This is a genomic window from Massilia sp. FBCC-B171, from assembly GCF_059134155.1.
Genome location: NZ_CP101443.1, coordinates 2658096 through 2674841, shown reverse-complemented (window position 1 = coordinate 2674841; position 16746 = coordinate 2658096). Strand labels below are relative to the sequence as shown.

Below are 16746 nucleotides of genomic sequence, written 5' to 3'. Positions count from 1 at the left end.
TTTACTTCTTCACAATATTAGTAGGGGTTTCGCACACTTCGGCTGCGGCGTCCGCTTTTGCGACCGAACGCTTGGCGTCCTGCGGCAATTGCTTCAGGGCGATGTCGTTGCGTACGCGCTGCGCATCCATGGCCATCTGGTGGTTCATGCAGACGGCGCCTTCGGCCACGCAACGGTTCACGATCGACATGAACAGCGACGGTTGCACGGTGCCGTAATGGCGCACCGGCTCTTTTTCCGACGGTTTTTCGAGCGTCAGGTAGTCGGCGCGGCCGAGCGTGTTGCCGCTGGCCTTGACCTTGTTCACCCAGGTGTCGAAATCGGCCTGGCTGGTGCCCTTGAAGGCGAACTTCATGTGCGAGAAACCGTCGCCGCTGAAGTTCGAGGACATGCCCTTGTAGTCGCCGGGCTTGTTGATTACCGCGTTCAGGGTCGTTTCCATCGCCGGCATCGTATAGATCATGCCTGCCAGGGTCGGGATGTAGAACGCATTCATCACGGTCGACGAAGTGAGCTTGAAGCGGATCGGGGTGTCGATCGGCGCCACCAGTTCATTCACGGTCGCGATGCCCTGCTCCGGATAGATGAACAGCCACTTCCAGTCGAGCGAGACGACCTGCACTTCCAGCACCTTGGTGCCGGCAGGGATCGGGCGGTTCGCATCCAGGCGGTCGAGCGGACGGTAGGGGTCGAGCTTGTGGGTGCTGATCCAGGTGATCAGGCCCAGCGCGATGATGATCAACAGGGGCGCGCCCCAGATCACCAGTTCGAGCTTGGTCGAGTGATCCCAGTCGGGCTCATAGCGCGCATTGGCGCCCTTTCGGTACTTCCAGGCGAAGAAGACCGTCAGGAGCATCACCGGAATGATGATGATTAACATGAGCAAAACCGAGATCGTGATGAGGTCGGCCTGCTGCTTGGCGATATCGCCGGAGGGGTTCATCACCACCGTGTTGCAGCCGGTCAGCACCGCAAGCAGGAGTAATGACAGTCCGGGACGGACAATTTTAGGAATCATGCTAGGTATCTAACGTTACATGGGAATAAGAACATGCTACTGTAATGCCATCGGCCTTCGTTGCACATTGGACGTTTTGTCCCACCCTTGCCCAGGCCAGGGGACTACCTTGAAGGCCGCCGACTTACCTGGAGACTAAGAATATGCAGAGCACAAATAGCCACGACGGTGCAGGAGCTGCCCCAATATCTGCCCCGCACAGCGGGGCACGCAACATCAATGCCCGGGACGGTCACATTTCCCCGAGCGAAATCGCAGTCGGCGTGGTCATCGGCCGCGCCTCCGAATACTTCGACTTCTTCGTCTATGCGATTGCCTCGGTGCTCGTGTTTCCCTCGGTATTTTTCCCGTGGGCTGACCGGCTGGAAGGCACACTCTACTCGTTTACGATTTTCGCGTTCGCATTCATCGCGCGCCCGATCGGCACCATCGTCTTCATGAAGATCCAGGAACGGTTCAGCCGCGAGGTCAAGCTGACGATCGCCCTGTTCCTGATGGGCACGGCAACCGTCGTCATTTCCTTTTTGCCAACGTATGCCCAGATCGGCTCCGCCTCGATCGTCCTGCTGTCCCTGATGCGCATCGCCCAGGGCGTGGCCCAGGGCGGTTCGTGGGACGGCCTGCCGTCCTTGCTGGCACTTAATGCGCCCGAGCACAAGCGTGGATGGTATGCGATGCTCGGACAATTGAGCGCACCGTTAGGATTCCTGATTGCCGCCGGCTTGTTCGCTTACATGTTGAACAATCTCTCGAGCGACGATTTCCTGGTCTGGGGCTGGCGCTATCCGTTCTACGTGGCCTTCGCGATCAACGTCGTCGCCCTGTTCGCGCGCCTGCGCCTGGTGTCGACCTCGGAATATTCGCGCCTGCTGGACGCACACGAACTCGACCCGGCACCGGTCGGCGAACTGGCCCGCACGCAAGGCGCCAACATCGTCATCGGCGCCCTCGCCGCCCTGGCCAGCTACGCCCTGTTCCATCTGGTGACGGTGTTCCCGTTGTCGTGGATTCAACTGTATGACACGCGTCCGATCACCGGCTTCCTGTACATCCAGATGTGGGGCGCCGGTGTCGCCGCGGTTTGCATCCTGCTGTCGGGCCTGATCGCCGACAAGATCGGCCGCCGCACCACGCTCGGCATCTTCGCCGCCATGATCGCCATCTTCTCGGCCTTCGTGCCGATGCTGCTCGAAGGCGGCGAATCGGGCCAGAATGCCTTCATCCTGATCGGCTTCGGCCTGCTCGGCCTGTCCTACGGCCAGGCGGCGGGCGCGGTGACCTCGAACTTCGCGTCGCGTTTCCGCTACACCGGCGCCGCCCTGACCTCGGACCTGGCCTGGCTGGTCGGCGCCGCGTTCGCACCGCTGGTCGCACTCGGCCTGGGCGCGAACTTTGGCCTCGGCTACGTCAGCCTCTACCTGCTGTCGGGCGCGGTCGGCTCGCTGGCGGCGCTGAGCCTGAACCGCAAGCTGGAGATCCGCGACTAAGCGTCTCTATATAGCAGGGTTCGCAGTTGCCGGAATTATCGGTAACTGCGTCAAATCCGGCCAGACCTCGTGTCTGCCCGGATTTTTCTTTTTTACGGGGGGTCTAAGCGAGTTTGGGGAGGCAGCCATGACACGAGAGGAACCCGTCCAGATTCGCGCCGGCGCCGCCAGCCTCGAGGGCATGCTCGCCTTGCCGCTCGATCCCATCGGGGTGGTGCTGTTCGCCCACGGCAGCGGCAGCGGGCGTTTCAGCCCGCGCAACAACCAGGTGGCCGCCGGCCTGCGCGACGCCGGTGTGGCCACCCTGCTCCTGGACCTGCTCACGCTGGAAGAGGACGAAGCCTACCGCAACCGCTTCGACATCGACGTGCTCAGCTCGCGCCTGCATGCGGCGGCCAGCTGGCTCGCCACCGAACCCCTGACGGCCGCCCTGCCCCTGGGACTGTTCGGCGCCAGCACGGGTGCGGCAGCCGCCTTGCGGGTCGCTGCCGACAGCGGCACGGGGATTGCGGCGGTGGTCTCGCGCGGTGGACGGCCGGACCTGGCGGGTACGGCGCTGAGGCAGGTCCTCGCGCCGACCTTGCTGATTGTGGGTGGCGAAGACGGGGCGGTGCTGGATTTGAACCGGCAGGCGTATGCGGCGCTGGGCTGCGAGAAGTCGCTCGAGATCGTGCCGGGGGCGACGCATTTGTTCGAAGAGCCGGGGGCACTGGAGCAGGTGGAGGCGCTGGCCTCCAGCTGGTTTGTGCGGCATTTTGATTTGTAGGGTGGACACCTGTGTCCACGCGTTAGCCTGCACGCCGCACCGGCTCCCGAGCTATCGACTGCTCAGGCCAGCGCCGTATCGAGCACCGTCATCAAAACAAAGCCAAAGATCAGCGCGATGGCCGCCGACGTGCCGTTGCCGTTCTCGCGCATCTCCGGAATCACGTCGTTGACGATCACGAACAGCATCGCCCCGCCGGCAGCGGCCAGGGCAAACGGCAGCAAGCCGCTCGAGATGCCGATCAGCGCCACGCCAAACGCGGCGGCCACCGGCTCGATCACGCCCGACAGCACGCCCATGCCCACCGAGGTCATGCGGCTGTAGCCGACCGTGCGCAGTGCCAGTGCCACGACCAGCCCTTCCGGCACGTCCTGGATCGAAATCCCGGTCGTGAGCGAGTGGGCTTTCTCGATGTCGATGCCGGCATAGGCCACCCCGATCGCCATGCCTTCTGGCAGATTGTGCAGGGCGACGGCGGTGACGAACAGCCAGGCGCGGCGCAGCGAATTGCCGTGGATATCGGAAGCGAGCACCTGGGCCGGGGCCGTCGCGCGGCTCAGCAGCAGGATGGCGCCGGTGCCGAACATGATGCCCGCGCCGGCCGTCAGGCTTGCCTCCCAGGGACCGGCGCCGGCCGAGCGCGCCGCGGCCAGGGCCGGAATAACGAGCGAAAACGCGGTCGCGCCCAGCATCACCCCGGCGCCGAAGCCGAGGAAGCCGTCATAGGTGCGTTTCGAAAAATTCTGGGAAAACAAGACCGGCAAGGTGCCCAGCGCGGTGGCCGCGGCTGCGGTCGCGCCGCCAAGCAAGGCGGCATGCATCTTCGGATTCGAACTCAGGATTTGCTCGGCGAGAGAGCCCAGCAATAACAAACAGCCTGCGGTGCAGATCAGCAGGCCGATGACGCGGCGCACGGTGAACATGCGCATCAACGCACCCGTCCAGCGCAATTTCGGTGTTCCAGATTCCATCCACGATCCCTTCTGTCCGCCGTAGCGGAGCTACCCTGCGTGTCAGCAGGGTAGCAAATATAGCGGCGACGGCGGCGCGCGCGTGAATGAAGAAGCCCATGCCGCCGCCCGCGCCGCCTCAGTTCATCAAGCCTTGCTCACGGCCGACGCGCCCTTCGGCGTGGCCGCGTCGAGACCGGGCTCGGCGCCGGTCCGAGGATCCGCGGCCGGATTAGACAGCGTGCGTGCCTGCATTTGCTTGAGCACCTCGATGTCTTCCGACGCCATTCCGACTCCTCCGATAGATGAAAGCCAAGCGTTCACGCATCAGCGTGCCACGCCCTCTCGATACGGCTGCCCGGCATCGCGGCGTCAGCCTAACAAGACTCATCTTCGCAGTCGGACAAGCGGCCCGTAATGGGCAGCATGGCCTTCTCGGTGTAGGACAAGAATGACGAACAATTAAACAATTCACATAGGAATCACGCCCGCTTGTCCTTCAGGACATTCTACTTTCGGTTACGGAAGAGTTGTTTTGAAGGCTGCGAAATTCGACCGCCGCGAACGCGTCGTATGCCGACACGGCGCCGCGTTGATCTCCTACGTTGTGCGCGCCATGGCCAAATTAGCATCTCATGTATTCGCCAATCTGGAGGGACACCCAAATGTTTTCACTCAACCAACTGAGCCCGACCATCACCGACATGATCCGTTTCGATCACTCGCACGTGATGGTGACCTTTCATCAGTACACGAAGGACAAGTCGCCCAGCGTCAAGAAAGCGCTGGCCGATACCATCTGCACCGCGCTCGAGATCCACGCCACGCTGGAAGAGGAAGTGTTCTATCCGGTGATGCGCCAGCTCGACAAGGGCGAGCCCTTCATCCACAAGGCCGAACCCGAGCACGACGACATGCGCCGCATGATCGCCGAGCTGCGCCGCACCAGTGCTTCCGATCCGCGTCACGACAAGGTCTTGCTGGAATTGATGCGCGACGTGATCCACCATGTGGCGGACGAGGAAACGACGCTGCTGCCGCAGGCCGAAACCCTGATGAGCAAGGCGCGCCTGTCCGAACTCGGTTCGCAAATGACCAAGCGCCGCATGGAATTGATTGCGCCGAAAGCCGGCAAGCTGGCCAAGAGCCATGCCGTGGGCTTCTCGGGCAGCACGACGGCGGCGGTGGTGGGTCTGGCCAGCGCGCTGTTCGCACTGCGCCACCTGGTGAAGAAGCCGGGCGGGGAGCCGGCGGCTAGCAAGACCTGGGAGAATGCGAGCACGACGCCGCACGCCAGCTGAGATGAACCACCGATGCGCTGGGTATTCCGGCGCGTCGGTGTTTGCGCTGCTACAACAAACTTACGCCGCGGCGGCCGCTTGCCCGATCGCGCCACGCTTGACCTGATCGCGCTCGATCGACTCGAACAGCGCCTTGAAATTCCCTTCGCCGAAGCCATCATCGCCCTTGCGCTGGATGAATTCGAAGAACACCGGACCCAACTGCGTTTCCGAGAAAATCTGCAGCAGCAGCCGCGGCTTGCCGTCGACTACATTACCGTCGAGCAGCAGGCCACGCGTCTGCAGTTCGCCCTGGTTTTCGCCGTGGCCGGGAATGCGGCCTTCGAGCATCTCGTAATACGTTTCCGGCGGCGCGCTCATCAGGGGCACGCCGGCGGCGCGCAGGGAGTCGACGGTCGCCATCAGGTCTTCCGACAGCAAGGCGATGTGCTGGATGCCCTCGCCGTTGAACTGCATCAGGAATTCCTCGATCTGGCCGCCGCCCGCTTTTCCCTCTTCGTTCAACGGAATGCGGATCTTGCCGTCGGGGGCCGTCATGGCCTTCGAGGTCAGGCCGGTGTACTCGCCCTTGATGTCGAAGTAGCGGATCTCGCGGAAGTTGAACATTTTTTCGTAGAAGCCGGCCCAGAAGGACATGCGTCCGCGGTACACATTGTGGGTCAGGTGGTCGATGATCTTCAGGCCATGGCCCACCGGGCGGCGCTCGACGTTCGGCAGGAATTCGAAATCGATGTCATAGATCGATTTGCCGTCTTCGAAGCGGTCGATCAAATACAGCGGCGCGCCGCCGATGCCCTTGATGGCGGGCAGGCGCAGCTCCATCGGGCCGGTCGGGATCTCGACCGCCTGGGCGCCCAGTTCCAGCGCGCGCTTGTAGGCGGCGTGCGAATCCTTGACGCGGAAGGCCATGCCGCAGGCCGACGGGCCGTGCTCGGCGGCAAAGTAGGCCGCGTAGCTCTTCGGTTCGTTGTTGACGATGAAATTGATCTCGCCCTGGCGGTACAGCACCACATTCTTCGAGCGGTGCACTGCGACCTTCGTGAAGCCCAGCTTCTCGAACAGCGGCTCGAGCACGCCCGGTTTTGGTGACGCGAACTCGACAAATTCGAAGCCCATCAGGCCCATTGGATTTTCAAACAGGTCAGCCATCTTGTTTTCCTTGTCTTCCTTGTGATGCAAGTGATCTCCTCCAGCCGGCGCTTGCCTCGTGAGCGGCGCCAGGCGGAACCGTGCGGCCGGCGTCTTCGCGCCAGGCCCGAACAATTGCGCATGCCTGCGCCGTGACTGGCACGGCGCGGCTGCGCGACGAGCGCAATGATACGCCAGTTGGGTCCCCGCTTCAGTATCAACATTGTCGGATCGGCACGCTCGCCAGGCGAGCATACCCGGGCGCTGCGCCGGCGGGAAGCGCCTTTTTTTCAGCGGGCCGGGCGCCGGGGCTGTTCGAGCAGCAGGGTCTTGACATCGCCCAGCAACACGGCTGGGTGCAGGTAGGAGGTGGAATAGATCTCGCGTACCTGTCCGGTGGCATCTAACAGGTAGACCTTCAGCATGTGGCTCAGCACCGGCACGCGCTGGCCGGGCGGCTGCAGCGCTACCGACACGTCCTGGCCGAACCCATCGAGCATTGGCGCCAGTTCGCGGCCGTTACGGGTGGTCAGGAAATGCCAGTCGAGGCCGCGCCGGTCGCGCGCTTCGGCGCCGCCGTAGCTACGCATCGCCGCCGGCGTATCGTGTTCCGGGTCGAAACTCATGCTGACGAAACGCACCTTGCCGCGCAAGGCCGGATCTGCTTCGATGCTGCTTTTCAGGCTGTGCAGGGTGGCATAGGCCAGCGGGCAGCCTTTGGCGTCGGTGCAATAGGTGTAAATGAAGGAGAACAGCGTGATCTTGCCGGTCGTGAATTCGGCCAGGCGCCGCAGGCTGCCGTCGCTCTCGAGCACGATGCCGTCGGGCGCCTGCATGATGCGCTCCAGCCGGTAGCTGCCGGGCGTGGGCGGCACGAAGCCCAGCTTTGGCACCGACAGGGAATCTGCCGCCGTGCTAACCGGAGCGACCAGCGCAAGCGCCAGCAGGGCTGCCCCGAGCCCTGCCCTGCGCACAAGCTTGCTGCGCTTCACCGCCCTGCCACCCGTGCGCCGTCCCCGCCATAGGCCGCCTGCTGCCCGGTTTTGGCGCCGAACTTCATGTGGTGCGGCCGCCCGAGCTTGAGCTGGGTGAAGTCGGCTTTCCATTGTTCGCGCAACTCCTTGCCGTCCCAGGCGAACAGCTTGACGAATTGTTCGTTCTCGTCGCCGCCCTTGTCCCAGTTGGCCAGCAGTGAGGAACTCACGTAAACGCGCTTGCCATCCCAGCTTTGCGAAACCATGTTCACTTGCGAGCCCGTCTTCTTGGCATAGGTCTGGCGCGGCGCTTCCGGGTTGCTGATGTCAAAGTAGCGGGTGGTGCCGTCCATGAAGGTGTTGACCCACAAGCCCTTGCCGTCGGCGCGCATGGAGATGTCGACCGGCAGCGGCGTCTTGGCCGGGTCGCCGATCGCAGCGACGTCCCTGGCTTGCCATTGGCCCTTGGCGTCCTTCTTCACCAGCCACAATTTCGAGGTGAGCGCGGTGGCGGTAATGGCCCAGTCGTCGCCTTCATGGAGCGACCAGCGGATTTCCAGCGGCGCGCCGGGCACGTTCAGCACCTGCTCGGGCTGCATCGTCTTCAAATTCCACACCACCATCGTGTTGCCGAACTGCTTCATCGCGCCCTGGTCCTTGATCAGGGTGCCGAGCGGCGTCATGTAGTTCTGCTTGCCGGTGAAGCTGGAACTGAGCATGGCGTTCCTGCCCGGATTGATCGCCAGGTCATAGCCGTAGCCGTCGCCCCCTTTGGAGACGGGCATGTCGTACTTGCGCAGGAAGTCGCCCTTGTTGTTGTACAGGGCAATGCCGGTGGTGCCGCCGTTATCTTTCGCGTTCGACAGGGCGCCGATCAGCATCCTGCCGGGCATCGCATAGAAGGTGTGCGGGCCAACCAGCCCCGAGCGTTTGGCGAAGTCGCCGATGGTATTCACCAGGCGCGGCTTGCCGGGATTGGTGTGGATGTCGAAAATATAGATCTTGCTGTCGTCCAGGCCCCCCGCCCACAGGAAGCGGCGGTCGTCGGTGAAACCCGCATGGTGGGCTTCGCCGCGCCCGCCCACCGACAACTGGGCGATCACCTTGCCGAAGCTGGGCGACTTGGGATTCGCGTCGAGCGTGACGAGCTTGTCGGAACCGTCGCCCATGCCCTTCACGCCCAGGGTCCAGACGTAGAGGTAATCCTCCTGGCCCTTGATCAGGTTCGACATATACGGGGAGTTGCAGGTCTCGTCGGCCAGGGCGAAGGGACTGCCGAGGCCGAACGTCAGAGCGGCAACCGTTGCCGCGCGCGTGAATTGATTCAGTCGCATCTCGATCTCCTGTCAGGGCTATCCGGTTCGGCCAAGCATACGCTTGCCAATCGAAAAGTCGTACATCCTTCAGGGACGGCGGCGGCCCGCTTTGGATTTTCGCCACACTTTAGAGCGCCTAACAAAAGCTTCATAGCAAGGCGCAGCGACGAAGACAGTACAACTGTACGGCGAGGAGCTGCAACGCAGCTATGGAGTTTTTGTTGGGCGCTCTTACTCGGCGAAGGCTTCGGCGATCAGGGCACGCAGCCACTGGTTGCCCGGATCCTGGTTATAGCGCCGGTGCCAGAACATGTTCGTCTGCAGCGTGGGCAAGGCCAGCGGCGGCGTGATCCAGGCCAGGCCAAACGGCGGGCCGGCGCGTTCGGCCAGCTTTTGCGGCACCGTCACCACCAGGTCGCTGGCCTGCACGATATAGGGCACGGCCGTGAAGTGCGGCACCCGAAAACGGGTCGAGGCGCCGACGCCGGCCTTTTCCAGCAGATCGTTGATGCGGTCGTAGGGCGACTCGCTGGTATCGACGAACAGATGCTCGGCGGCGGCGAAGCGGGCCAGGTCGAGCTTGCCGGTGGTGAGCGGATGGCCGCGGCGCAGCATGCTGACATAGGGCTGGCGAAACAGCAGGCGCTGGTACAAGGCTTCGGAAATGTCCTCGAAGGGGCCAATCGCCAGGTCGACGCGCCCGCTTTCCATTTCTTCCTTCAGGGCGATGCTGCCCGCCCGGCGCGAGCTGATCTGCAAGAAGGGCGCAGCGGCGCGGCAGCGTTCCAGCAGGGCCGGCATGAAATGCACTTCGCCGACATCCGTCATGGCAATCGTGAAGCGGCGCGTGCTGGTGGCCGGATCGAAGCCGCCGCGCCGGTTCAGGGCCAGCGCCACCTGGGCCAGCGCCGCGCCCACCGGCTCGGCCAGTCCTTCGGCAAAGGGCGTGGGCTGCATGCCCTGCCCGGTGCGCACGAACAGCTCGTCGCCGAAAATGCGGCGCAGGCGCGCCAGCGCATTGCTGACCGCCGACTGCGACAGGCCCAGGCGGCGCGCGGCTTTTGATATCTGGCGTTCGCGGTAGACTTCCTGGAACACGGCCAGCAGGTTCAGGTCAATCTGATGCGGCTCGATCATGGGTACTCCACTATTTACGGTATGAATAGTCTACATTCATCTATTCACGTCGTAAAATATCCACACCTGACTTAGAGTGCAACTATCCGAGAAAAACAACGCGTCCGCGAGGAGACCCGCATGACCCAGCACACAACGACCGACGCCGGCTACCAGTCCGGCTTCGGCAACGAATTCGCCACCGAAGCCCTGCCCGGCGCCCTGCCCCGGCACCGCAATTCGCCGCAGCAAGCGGCTTATGGCCTCTACGCCGAACAGATTTCCGGTACCGCTTTCACCGCCCCGCGCGGCCACAACCGCCGTTCCTGGCTGTACCGCATTCGCCCCGCCGCCATGCACGGCAATTTCGAGCAGATCGACAGGCGCCGGATCGTCGGCAACTTCAGCGAGGTCGCGCCGCCGCCGAACCAGATGCGCTGGAGCCCCCTGCCCATGCCCGCCGTGCCGACCGACTTCATCGACGGCTGGGTGACGATGGCCGGCAACGGGTCGGCCGAGTCCATGAGCGGCTGCGCGGTCCACCTGTACGCGGCCAACGCGCCGATGACGGACCGCTTTTTCTACTCGGCCGATGGCGAACTGCTGATCGTGCCGCAGCAGGGCCGCCTCGAGATCGCGACGGAACTGGGCACGATCGCGCTCGAACCGCAGGAAATCGCCGTCATCCCGCGCGGCATCCGCTTCCAGGTCAGCCTGCCCGACGGCGAGGCACGCGGCTATATCTGCGAGAACTTCGGCGCCCTGCTGCGCCTGCCGGACCTGGGCCCGATCGGCTCGAACGGCCTGGCCAATCCGCGCGACTTCCTCACGCCCGTGGCGCGCTACGAGGAACGCGAGGGCGATTTCCATCTGGTGGCCAAGTTCTGCGGCAACCTGTGGGCGGCCAGCATCAAGCATTCGCCGCTCGACGTCGTTGCCTGGCACGGCAATTACGCGCCCTATAAATACGACCTGCGCCATTTCAACGCCATCGGCTCGATCAGCTACGACCATCCGGACCCGTCGATCTTCCTGGTGCTGCAGTCGCCCTCGGACACGCCGGGCGTCGACAGCCTCGACTTCGTGATCTTCCCGCCGCGCTGGCTGGCGGCCGAAGACACCTTCCGTCCGCCCTGGTTCCACCGCAATGTCGCCAGCGAATTCATGGGCCTGGTGCACGGCGCCTACGATGCCAAGGCCGAAGGCTTCGTGCCCGGCGGCGCCAGCCTGCACAACTGCATGAGCGGGCACGGCCCGGACGCGGCCACCTTCGACAAGGCCAGCAAGGCCGACACCTCGACGCCCGGCAAGGTCGCCGACACGATGGCCTTCATGTTCGAGACCAAGCACGTGCTCTGCCCGACCGCGCACGCGCTGGCCTCGCCGCAGCTGCAGGGCGGCTACCAGGACTGCTGGGCCGGGATCCGCAAGAACTTCCGGCCCACGCCTTAAGTCCCGGCCATGGCGCACCAGGCGATCTTGCAGTTCCAGACACGCGGCCGCGGCACGCAGTCCATTACGCGCGAAGTGGCCGAGGTGGTGGCGGCGTCCAGCATCGCCTGCGGCATCGTGCAGGTCTTCGTGCAGCACACCAGCTGCTCGCTGACGATCACCGAGAACGCCGACCCCGACGTGCGGCGCGACCTGGAAACCGCCATGGCGCGCCTGGCGCCGGATGGCGACCCGGCCTGGCGCCATGCCGATGAAGGCCCGGACGACATGCCTGCCCACGTGCGCAACGTGCTGACCGATACCGGCATCGCCATTCCGATCAAGGATGGTCGGCTGCTGCTCGGCACCTGGCAGGGCATTTATTTGTGGGAGCACCGGACCCAGGGGCACAGGCGCACGGTGGTCGTCACCGTCCTCGGTTAAAACGGTCCGGTCTGCTGTCGAAAAACTTTACAAGACGAAATTAGCATTGTAATTAAGACACCTCCATATTGATAAAAATCAATGACTTATGCCGCATGGCACGACCCTTGCTAATGGATGAGTACACAACAATATGAAGGGGTCCCCATGAAATCGCTGAATTTGAAAAGCATTCTGTTCGCAGCAATCGCAGCAACCGGTTTTGCAGCAAGCAACGCCATGGCGGCGCCGACGCTCGACACCTACCTGGCAAAATACGAGAGTGCCAATTCGGGCGGCAAGACCGAGCTGGCCATGATCAACGACGCCAGCGGCCTCGTCTTCCTCCAGTCGGACCTGAACAAAATCGACGGCAACGGCGGTGCCCAGTTCGACACGGCCAGCAGCCTGTGGGTGCTGACCACCACCCCCAAGACGCCTGGCTACTTCCTGCTCAAGTTCGGCATGGGCAATGGAGACAAGTTCAACACGCCGTGGGACAGCTATGTGTTCAAGAACCTGGACGCACTCAATGAGCTGGTCTGGCGCAACCAGGACGTCGACTTCCTGACCGGCGGCGATTGCACGGACAAGAAAAACGACGGCCCATGCAATATCGGCCGTCTCAGCCACGTGACCTGGGTGGCCGCCAAGGATGGCGGCGGTGTGCCAGGCGGCGGCGAAGTGCCGGAACCAGCTTCGCTGGCGCTGCTGGGCGCAGGTCTCGCCGGCATGCTCCTGCGCCGCCGCCGCGCTTGATACGCAGGCCGCCTCGCGGGCGGCCTGTCTCCATGAAAGATGGCGCCCTCGGCGCCATCTTTTTTGTTGCCAGGGCTCTGCACCTGCGTGCGGCGTGCGGTGTTCAAATTACCAAGTGTCGATATTTTTTACAACACTCAACAGTTGTTGCGCTCAGCCAAACCTGTATTGACAGAAGAATCAATCACTTGGCGGTCGTGGTACGCAAGTTGCATGAAAACAGGCTCCACTATAATAAATGGGGAATACCATGAAAGAGTTGAAATTGAAGAGCGTCCTGATCGCCGCAATCGCAGCTGCTGGTTTCGCCGCCGGTAACGCGGCCGCCGATGTGATCATCGGGTCGTACACCAGTGCCAATTCGGGTGCGCAATCGGAGCTCGATGCGATCAACCTGTACTCGGGCGGATCGTTCACGCTGGCCGACCTGCAAAAGGACGAGTCGCCGGTCGCAACATTCGATGTCGCCACCCAGATGTGGGTGATCAATGTGGCGCCCCAGACTCCAGGCTATTTCCTGCTCAAATTCGGCCTGCCGCCGGGCAATCCGAATAACCCCAACGTGTGGCTGACCGCCTTCGATACCTATGTTTTCCGAAACGAGCCCAGCTTCACGCAGCTGACATGGAGTAACGTCGACGTCAACTTCCTCACCGGTGGCGACTGCCGCGAAGGCAACGACGATCCCTGCAACATCGGGCGCCTGAGCCACCTGACCTGGGTGCCGGGTGAAGACGGCGGCGGAAATCCTGGCGGTGGCGAAGTACCAGAGCCGGCAACCCTGGCCCTGCTGGGCGCGGGCCTGGCCGGACTGGCCCTGCGCCGACGTCGCGACTGATTGCGGTAACGCACACAAAAATGGCGCCCACTAGGGGGCGCCATTTTTTTTGCCGCAGAAACGCTTAGCGCACCGTCACGCCCACCGTGCGGGTCGTTGCATTGCCGGCTGCGTCGCGCGCCGTCACCGAGATGGTGTGGGCGCCGGCCGCTACCTTGCGCGTATTCCAGCTGTACGACAGCGAACCGCCCTGCCCGTTCGACACGACTTTCCCGTCGATCGACAGCGCCGTGCGGATGCCCGCGGCGCCGGCGTTGTCGGCGGCGGCGACCGCAACCGAAACTGTGCCGCTGACCGTGCCCGCCACCGGATTGTTGATGCTCACCGTCGGGGCGACCGTATCGGCCGTCACGACCGGCACGGCGTTGACGACGTTGACCGCGACCGTGTTGGAGGCACCCGCGTTGCCGGCGGCGTCATACGCCACCGCGACCAGGGAGGCCATGCCGTTCACGACGCCCGTCGAATTCCAGCTGAAGCTGTAGGGCGCGGCGCTGTCGGTGGCCACCGTCGTGCCGTTGACCTTCAGGTCGACGCGCACCACGCCGACATTGTCGGAAATATTGACACTCACCGGCACCGAACCGGAGACCGTGCTGCTGCCCAGGGGCGCGCTGATCGCCGCCTGCGGCGCGACCGTGTCGACCGTATTGACCAGGACACGGGCGGCGGCCACTGCCGCGGCGGCATTCACGCGGCCGTAGCCGAATACCGGGTCGCGCCCGGCGGCGCCGAGGTCGACCGAGGTCTGGAACAGCAGCTTTTCGATTTGCTCGGCCGAAAGGTCGGGGCGCGCGGCCATCATCAGGCCGGCCACGCCGGCGCTCACCGGGCTGGCGAACGAGGTACCGTTCCAGGCAGAGTAGCCGAGCGCATTGTTGGTGGTCCAGATGCCGGTGCCGGGAGCCGCCAGCGAGACGAAGCTGCCCCAGCTCGAGAAGCTGGACTTGTTGTCGGCACTGTCGGTCGAGGACACGATGATGAAGGCGTCGTCAGCCGTCACGTTTTCGTCGACGTTGTTGTTGCCTGCAGAAATGAAGACGAGGCCGCCCTTGCCCTTCATGTAGCGCGCCGCGCTTTTCACGGCGGCGCTGCCGGCGATACCGACATAGCTGACATTGGCGATGCGCGCGCCGTTGTCGGCGGCCCAGGTGATGCCGCTGGCGATGGTGCTGAAGTAGGCCGGACAGGCGCCGGTCGAATCCTTGTAGGCGATGCGCACCGGCATGATGCGGGCGGCGCCGGCGACACCGGCCACGCCCATGGCATTGTTCGTGCTGGCGGCCGCCGTGCCGGCCACCGCCGTACCGTGACCGCACAGGTCGCTTGTCACGGTGTTGTTGTCGTAGGCGTTGTAGCCGGCGACGAGGCGGTCTTTCAGGTCCGGATGGGCTGGGTTCACGCCCGTGTCGAGCACGGCGATCGTGATGCCGCCGCCCTGGGTGCTGTCCCAGGCGGTGCTGGCGCCGATCTTGCCGATGTGCCAGGCGCTGCCGATGTAGGGGTCGTTGACGGCCATCGCCACATTGACTTTGCGGTCGAGCTCGGCAAACTTGATTTCGGCGCGGCGCGACAGCTTCGCCACCGCGTCTTCTTCGGAGAGGCCAGGCGGCAGGTCGACGACGTGCATGCGGCTCTGGCCGAGCTTGCGGCGCTTGCCGCCATGCGCTTTGACCACTGTGTCGAGCTCGGCGTCCGAGAGGCCGGCGCGCGCTTCGATCAGGATCCGGCCGCGCGCGAACTCACCCGCAGGCGCGGCGTGGGCAGCACTGGCGATACCGAGCGCAAGGCTGGCACAAGCAAGGGCGGCGGCGGTTTTGCGCGAGGGAAGCGAGTCGAAGGCGAAGTTCATGGCGAGCAGATCCTGTAAATGGTGGTTTCACAGGAATGCTGGTCACGGCGGCGCCCGCGAATGGAGGTTCGCTGTGCGCTGTCGATTGCCTGGCAGTCCTGCCGTCATCGAGCCGCGAGGCTCATTAGACCGTTGACTTTGCGTCCTCCGCTTTCGCGGAGTTTGCCCTTTTCAGTTACAGAACAGAGTGTAGCCCTAAGATTTCTGTACGGCAACAACAATCCGATCACGGACTGGTGTTGTCGCAAATCTGCTGAATAATGTGGCGCTTGCAAGTACAAACAGCTGAGCAGCTTAGCGCGGGCTGCTCAGCAATGCAAAATATCTTCAACACCGATGTCACATTGTTACGACGAATGGTCGCTCATTTGAAATACGGCGCGACATTCCCAGCGACCTGTTTTAACTCGGCCTCGGTCAACGGCAGCTTGCGAAACGCCGCCCAGGCTTCGCGTGGGCGCAGGTTGTCGCCCTGTGCCGAATCGGTCCCGTACAGCACCCGGTGCAGGCCAATCTGGCGCAGGCGTTTCGCCAGCTCGGCGGCGTCCGCCGGCGTGGTGTCGTTCTGCGCGATCGAAGCGACATCGAAGTACAGGTTGCGGGTGGCGGGAAGGCGCCGCTCGGCCGCGTCGGCCAGGGTAGCCAACACCGCGCGCGAAGGCGGGTCGTCGAAGCCGGGGCCAGTGCCGGCCAAATGCGCCACCTGCACCGTCACATGCGGCGCCGCCGGCAGGACTTTCTCGAGAAAAGCCTGGGCCTCGGCCGCGCCATAGGGACGCTTGTTGCGGATGCTGGCGCGCATGTGCACCAGGATCGCCATCTTCTCCCGGTTCGCCACGGCAAACTCCTCGGCCAGGCGTTTCAGGTGCGCGTCCTGGTCAAGCTGGACGTCGGAATTGCCGAGATGGAGCTTGATGCCATGCTTCAGGCCAGGCTGGCCGGCGCAGCGTTTGATTTCATCCAGGGCATAGTCCTTCAGCGGATTGATGCCGCAGAAAGCGATCAGGCGGCCAGGAAACTGCGCGGCCTGCGCCGCCGTCCAGTCGTTCTCCGCACGCACCCGCGCATATTCGTCATCGACCTCGCGCCGCGGGCTGCCGTACATGTAGGCGGTCGACAGCAGCACCGCCTTTTTCACGCCGGCCGCGTCCAGCAGCGGCACCAGTTCCTTCGCCGACAGGGGCTTCAGGCCGGAATCCGGGCCGAGCAGCTTGATGATCTCCTCGCTGAACACGTGCTGGTGGTGGTCGGCGACAGGCGTGCTCTGGGCATGGACGGCGCCGCCGCACAGCAAGGCGGCGGCCAGCGCCAGGCGATGGAACAGGGTCGGCATGCAAGCGTCTCTTCGTCAATGGACATGGTGGACGGCGCGCCGGCGCCATCCTTA

Annotated in this window: 15 protein-coding genes, 1 pseudogene and 1 riboswitch; of the genes and pseudogenes, 7 read left to right on the top strand and 9 right to left on the bottom strand. The window is 63.7% G+C overall.

The features are described 5' to 3' along the window. Position 1: 1 nt before the first annotated feature. Positions 2 to 1018, bottom strand: coding sequence for a ubiquinol oxidase subunit II (gene cyoA, locus NMB41_RS12155; RefSeq protein ID WP_494382696.1), 1017 nt, complete (start codon positions 1016 to 1018; stop codon positions 2 to 4). Between the two features lie 143 nt (positions 1019 to 1161). Between cyoA and NMB41_RS12150 the strand changes: the two genes are divergently transcribed. Beyond that, positions 1162 to 2505: an MFS transporter gene (locus NMB41_RS12150; protein WP_494382695.1), complete on the top strand. Its 1344-nt coding sequence runs from the start codon at positions 1162 to 1164 to the stop codon at positions 2503 to 2505. Between the two features lie 127 nt (positions 2506 to 2632). Then, on the top strand, positions 2633 to 3271 hold the full coding sequence (locus NMB41_RS12145; protein WP_494382694.1) for a dienelactone hydrolase family protein: 639 nt from the start codon (positions 2633 to 2635) through the stop codon (positions 3269 to 3271). A gap of 62 nt (positions 3272 to 3333) precedes the next feature. Here the strand turns inward: NMB41_RS12145 and NMB41_RS12140 are convergent, their stop codons facing one another. Beyond that, positions 3334 to 4242, bottom strand: a complete 909-nt coding sequence (locus NMB41_RS12140; protein WP_494382693.1) for a ZIP family metal transporter — start codon at positions 4240 to 4242, stop codon at positions 3334 to 3336. Between the two features lie 126 nt (positions 4243 to 4368). Next, positions 4369 to 4509, bottom strand: coding sequence for a hypothetical protein (locus NMB41_RS12135; RefSeq protein ID WP_494382692.1), 141 nt, complete (start codon positions 4507 to 4509; stop codon positions 4369 to 4371). 377 nt (positions 4510 to 4886) lie between these two features. Between NMB41_RS12135 and NMB41_RS12130 the strand changes: the two genes are divergently transcribed. Continuing rightward, positions 4887 to 5522 (top strand): hemerythrin domain-containing protein, encoded by a 636-nt coding sequence (locus NMB41_RS12130; protein WP_494382691.1) that lies wholly within the window; start codon positions 4887 to 4889, stop codon positions 5520 to 5522. A gap of 60 nt (positions 5523 to 5582) precedes the next feature. Here the strand turns inward: NMB41_RS12130 and hppD are convergent, their stop codons facing one another. The 4 genes from hppD to NMB41_RS12110 form a co-directional block, all read right to left on the bottom strand. Beyond that, the gene (gene hppD, locus NMB41_RS12125) at positions 5583 to 6671 is read right to left on the bottom strand and encodes a 4-hydroxyphenylpyruvate dioxygenase (protein ID WP_494382833.1); all 1089 of its coding nucleotides are present in this window, start codon (positions 6669 to 6671) and stop codon (positions 5583 to 5585) included. Between the two features lie 269 nt (positions 6672 to 6940). After that, a complete protein-coding gene (locus NMB41_RS12120) occupies positions 6941 to 7642 on the bottom strand; it encodes an SCO family protein (protein WP_494382690.1) in 702 nt (233 codons plus the stop codon). Then, positions 7639 to 8958, bottom strand: coding sequence for a methanethiol oxidase (mtoX, locus tag NMB41_RS12115; RefSeq protein ID WP_494382689.1), 1320 nt, complete (start codon positions 8956 to 8958; stop codon positions 7639 to 7641). The genes NMB41_RS12120 and mtoX overlap by 4 nt, the downstream gene beginning before the upstream one ends. Positions 8959 to 9171: 213 nt before the next feature. Then, complete coding sequence (locus tag NMB41_RS12110; RefSeq protein WP_494382688.1) at positions 9172 to 10077, bottom strand: LysR family transcriptional regulator; 906 nt, start codon at positions 10075 to 10077, stop codon at positions 9172 to 9174. 120 nt (positions 10078 to 10197) lie between these two features. On the opposite strand from NMB41_RS12110, the gene hmgA reads away from it, so the two are divergent. From hmgA to NMB41_RS12090, 4 genes and pseudogenes are all read left to right on the top strand, one after another. After that, positions 10198 to 11508 (top strand): homogentisate 1,2-dioxygenase, encoded by a 1311-nt coding sequence (hmgA, locus tag NMB41_RS12105; RefSeq protein WP_494382687.1) that lies wholly within the window; start codon positions 10198 to 10200, stop codon positions 11506 to 11508. Between the two features lie 9 nt (positions 11509 to 11517). Continuing rightward, positions 11518 to 11931 carry a secondary thiamine-phosphate synthase enzyme YjbQ gene (locus tag NMB41_RS12100; RefSeq protein WP_494382686.1) on the top strand — a complete coding sequence of 138 codons (414 nt, stop codon included), beginning with the start codon at positions 11518 to 11520 and terminating at the stop codon, positions 11929 to 11931. A 147-nt stretch (positions 11932 to 12078) separates the two neighbouring features. Continuing rightward, a complete protein-coding gene (locus tag NMB41_RS12095; protein WP_494382685.1) occupies positions 12079 to 12669 on the top strand; it encodes a PEP-CTERM sorting domain-containing protein in 591 nt (196 codons plus the stop codon). A gap of 748 nt (positions 12670 to 13417) precedes the next feature. Further along, positions 13418 to 13507: pseudogene (locus NMB41_RS12090) on the top strand (PEP-CTERM sorting domain-containing protein); the annotation flags it as partial. A gap of 64 nt (positions 13508 to 13571) precedes the next feature. On the opposite strand, the gene NMB41_RS12085 reads toward NMB41_RS12090, so the two are convergent. Together NMB41_RS12085 and NMB41_RS12080 are read right to left on the bottom strand one after the other, a co-directional pair. Next, entirely contained in the window at positions 13572 to 15359 is a 1788-nt protein-coding gene (locus NMB41_RS12085) for a S8 family serine peptidase (protein WP_494382684.1), read from the bottom strand. A gap of 88 nt (positions 15360 to 15447) precedes the next feature. Beyond that, a riboswitch (cyclic di-GMP riboswitch) is annotated at positions 15448 to 15536 on the bottom strand. A 187-nt stretch (positions 15537 to 15723) separates the two neighbouring features. Next, positions 15724 to 16692, bottom strand: a complete 969-nt coding sequence (locus NMB41_RS12080; RefSeq protein ID WP_494382683.1) for an amidohydrolase family protein — start codon at positions 16690 to 16692, stop codon at positions 15724 to 15726. Between the last annotated feature and the right edge of the window lie 54 nt (positions 16693 to 16746).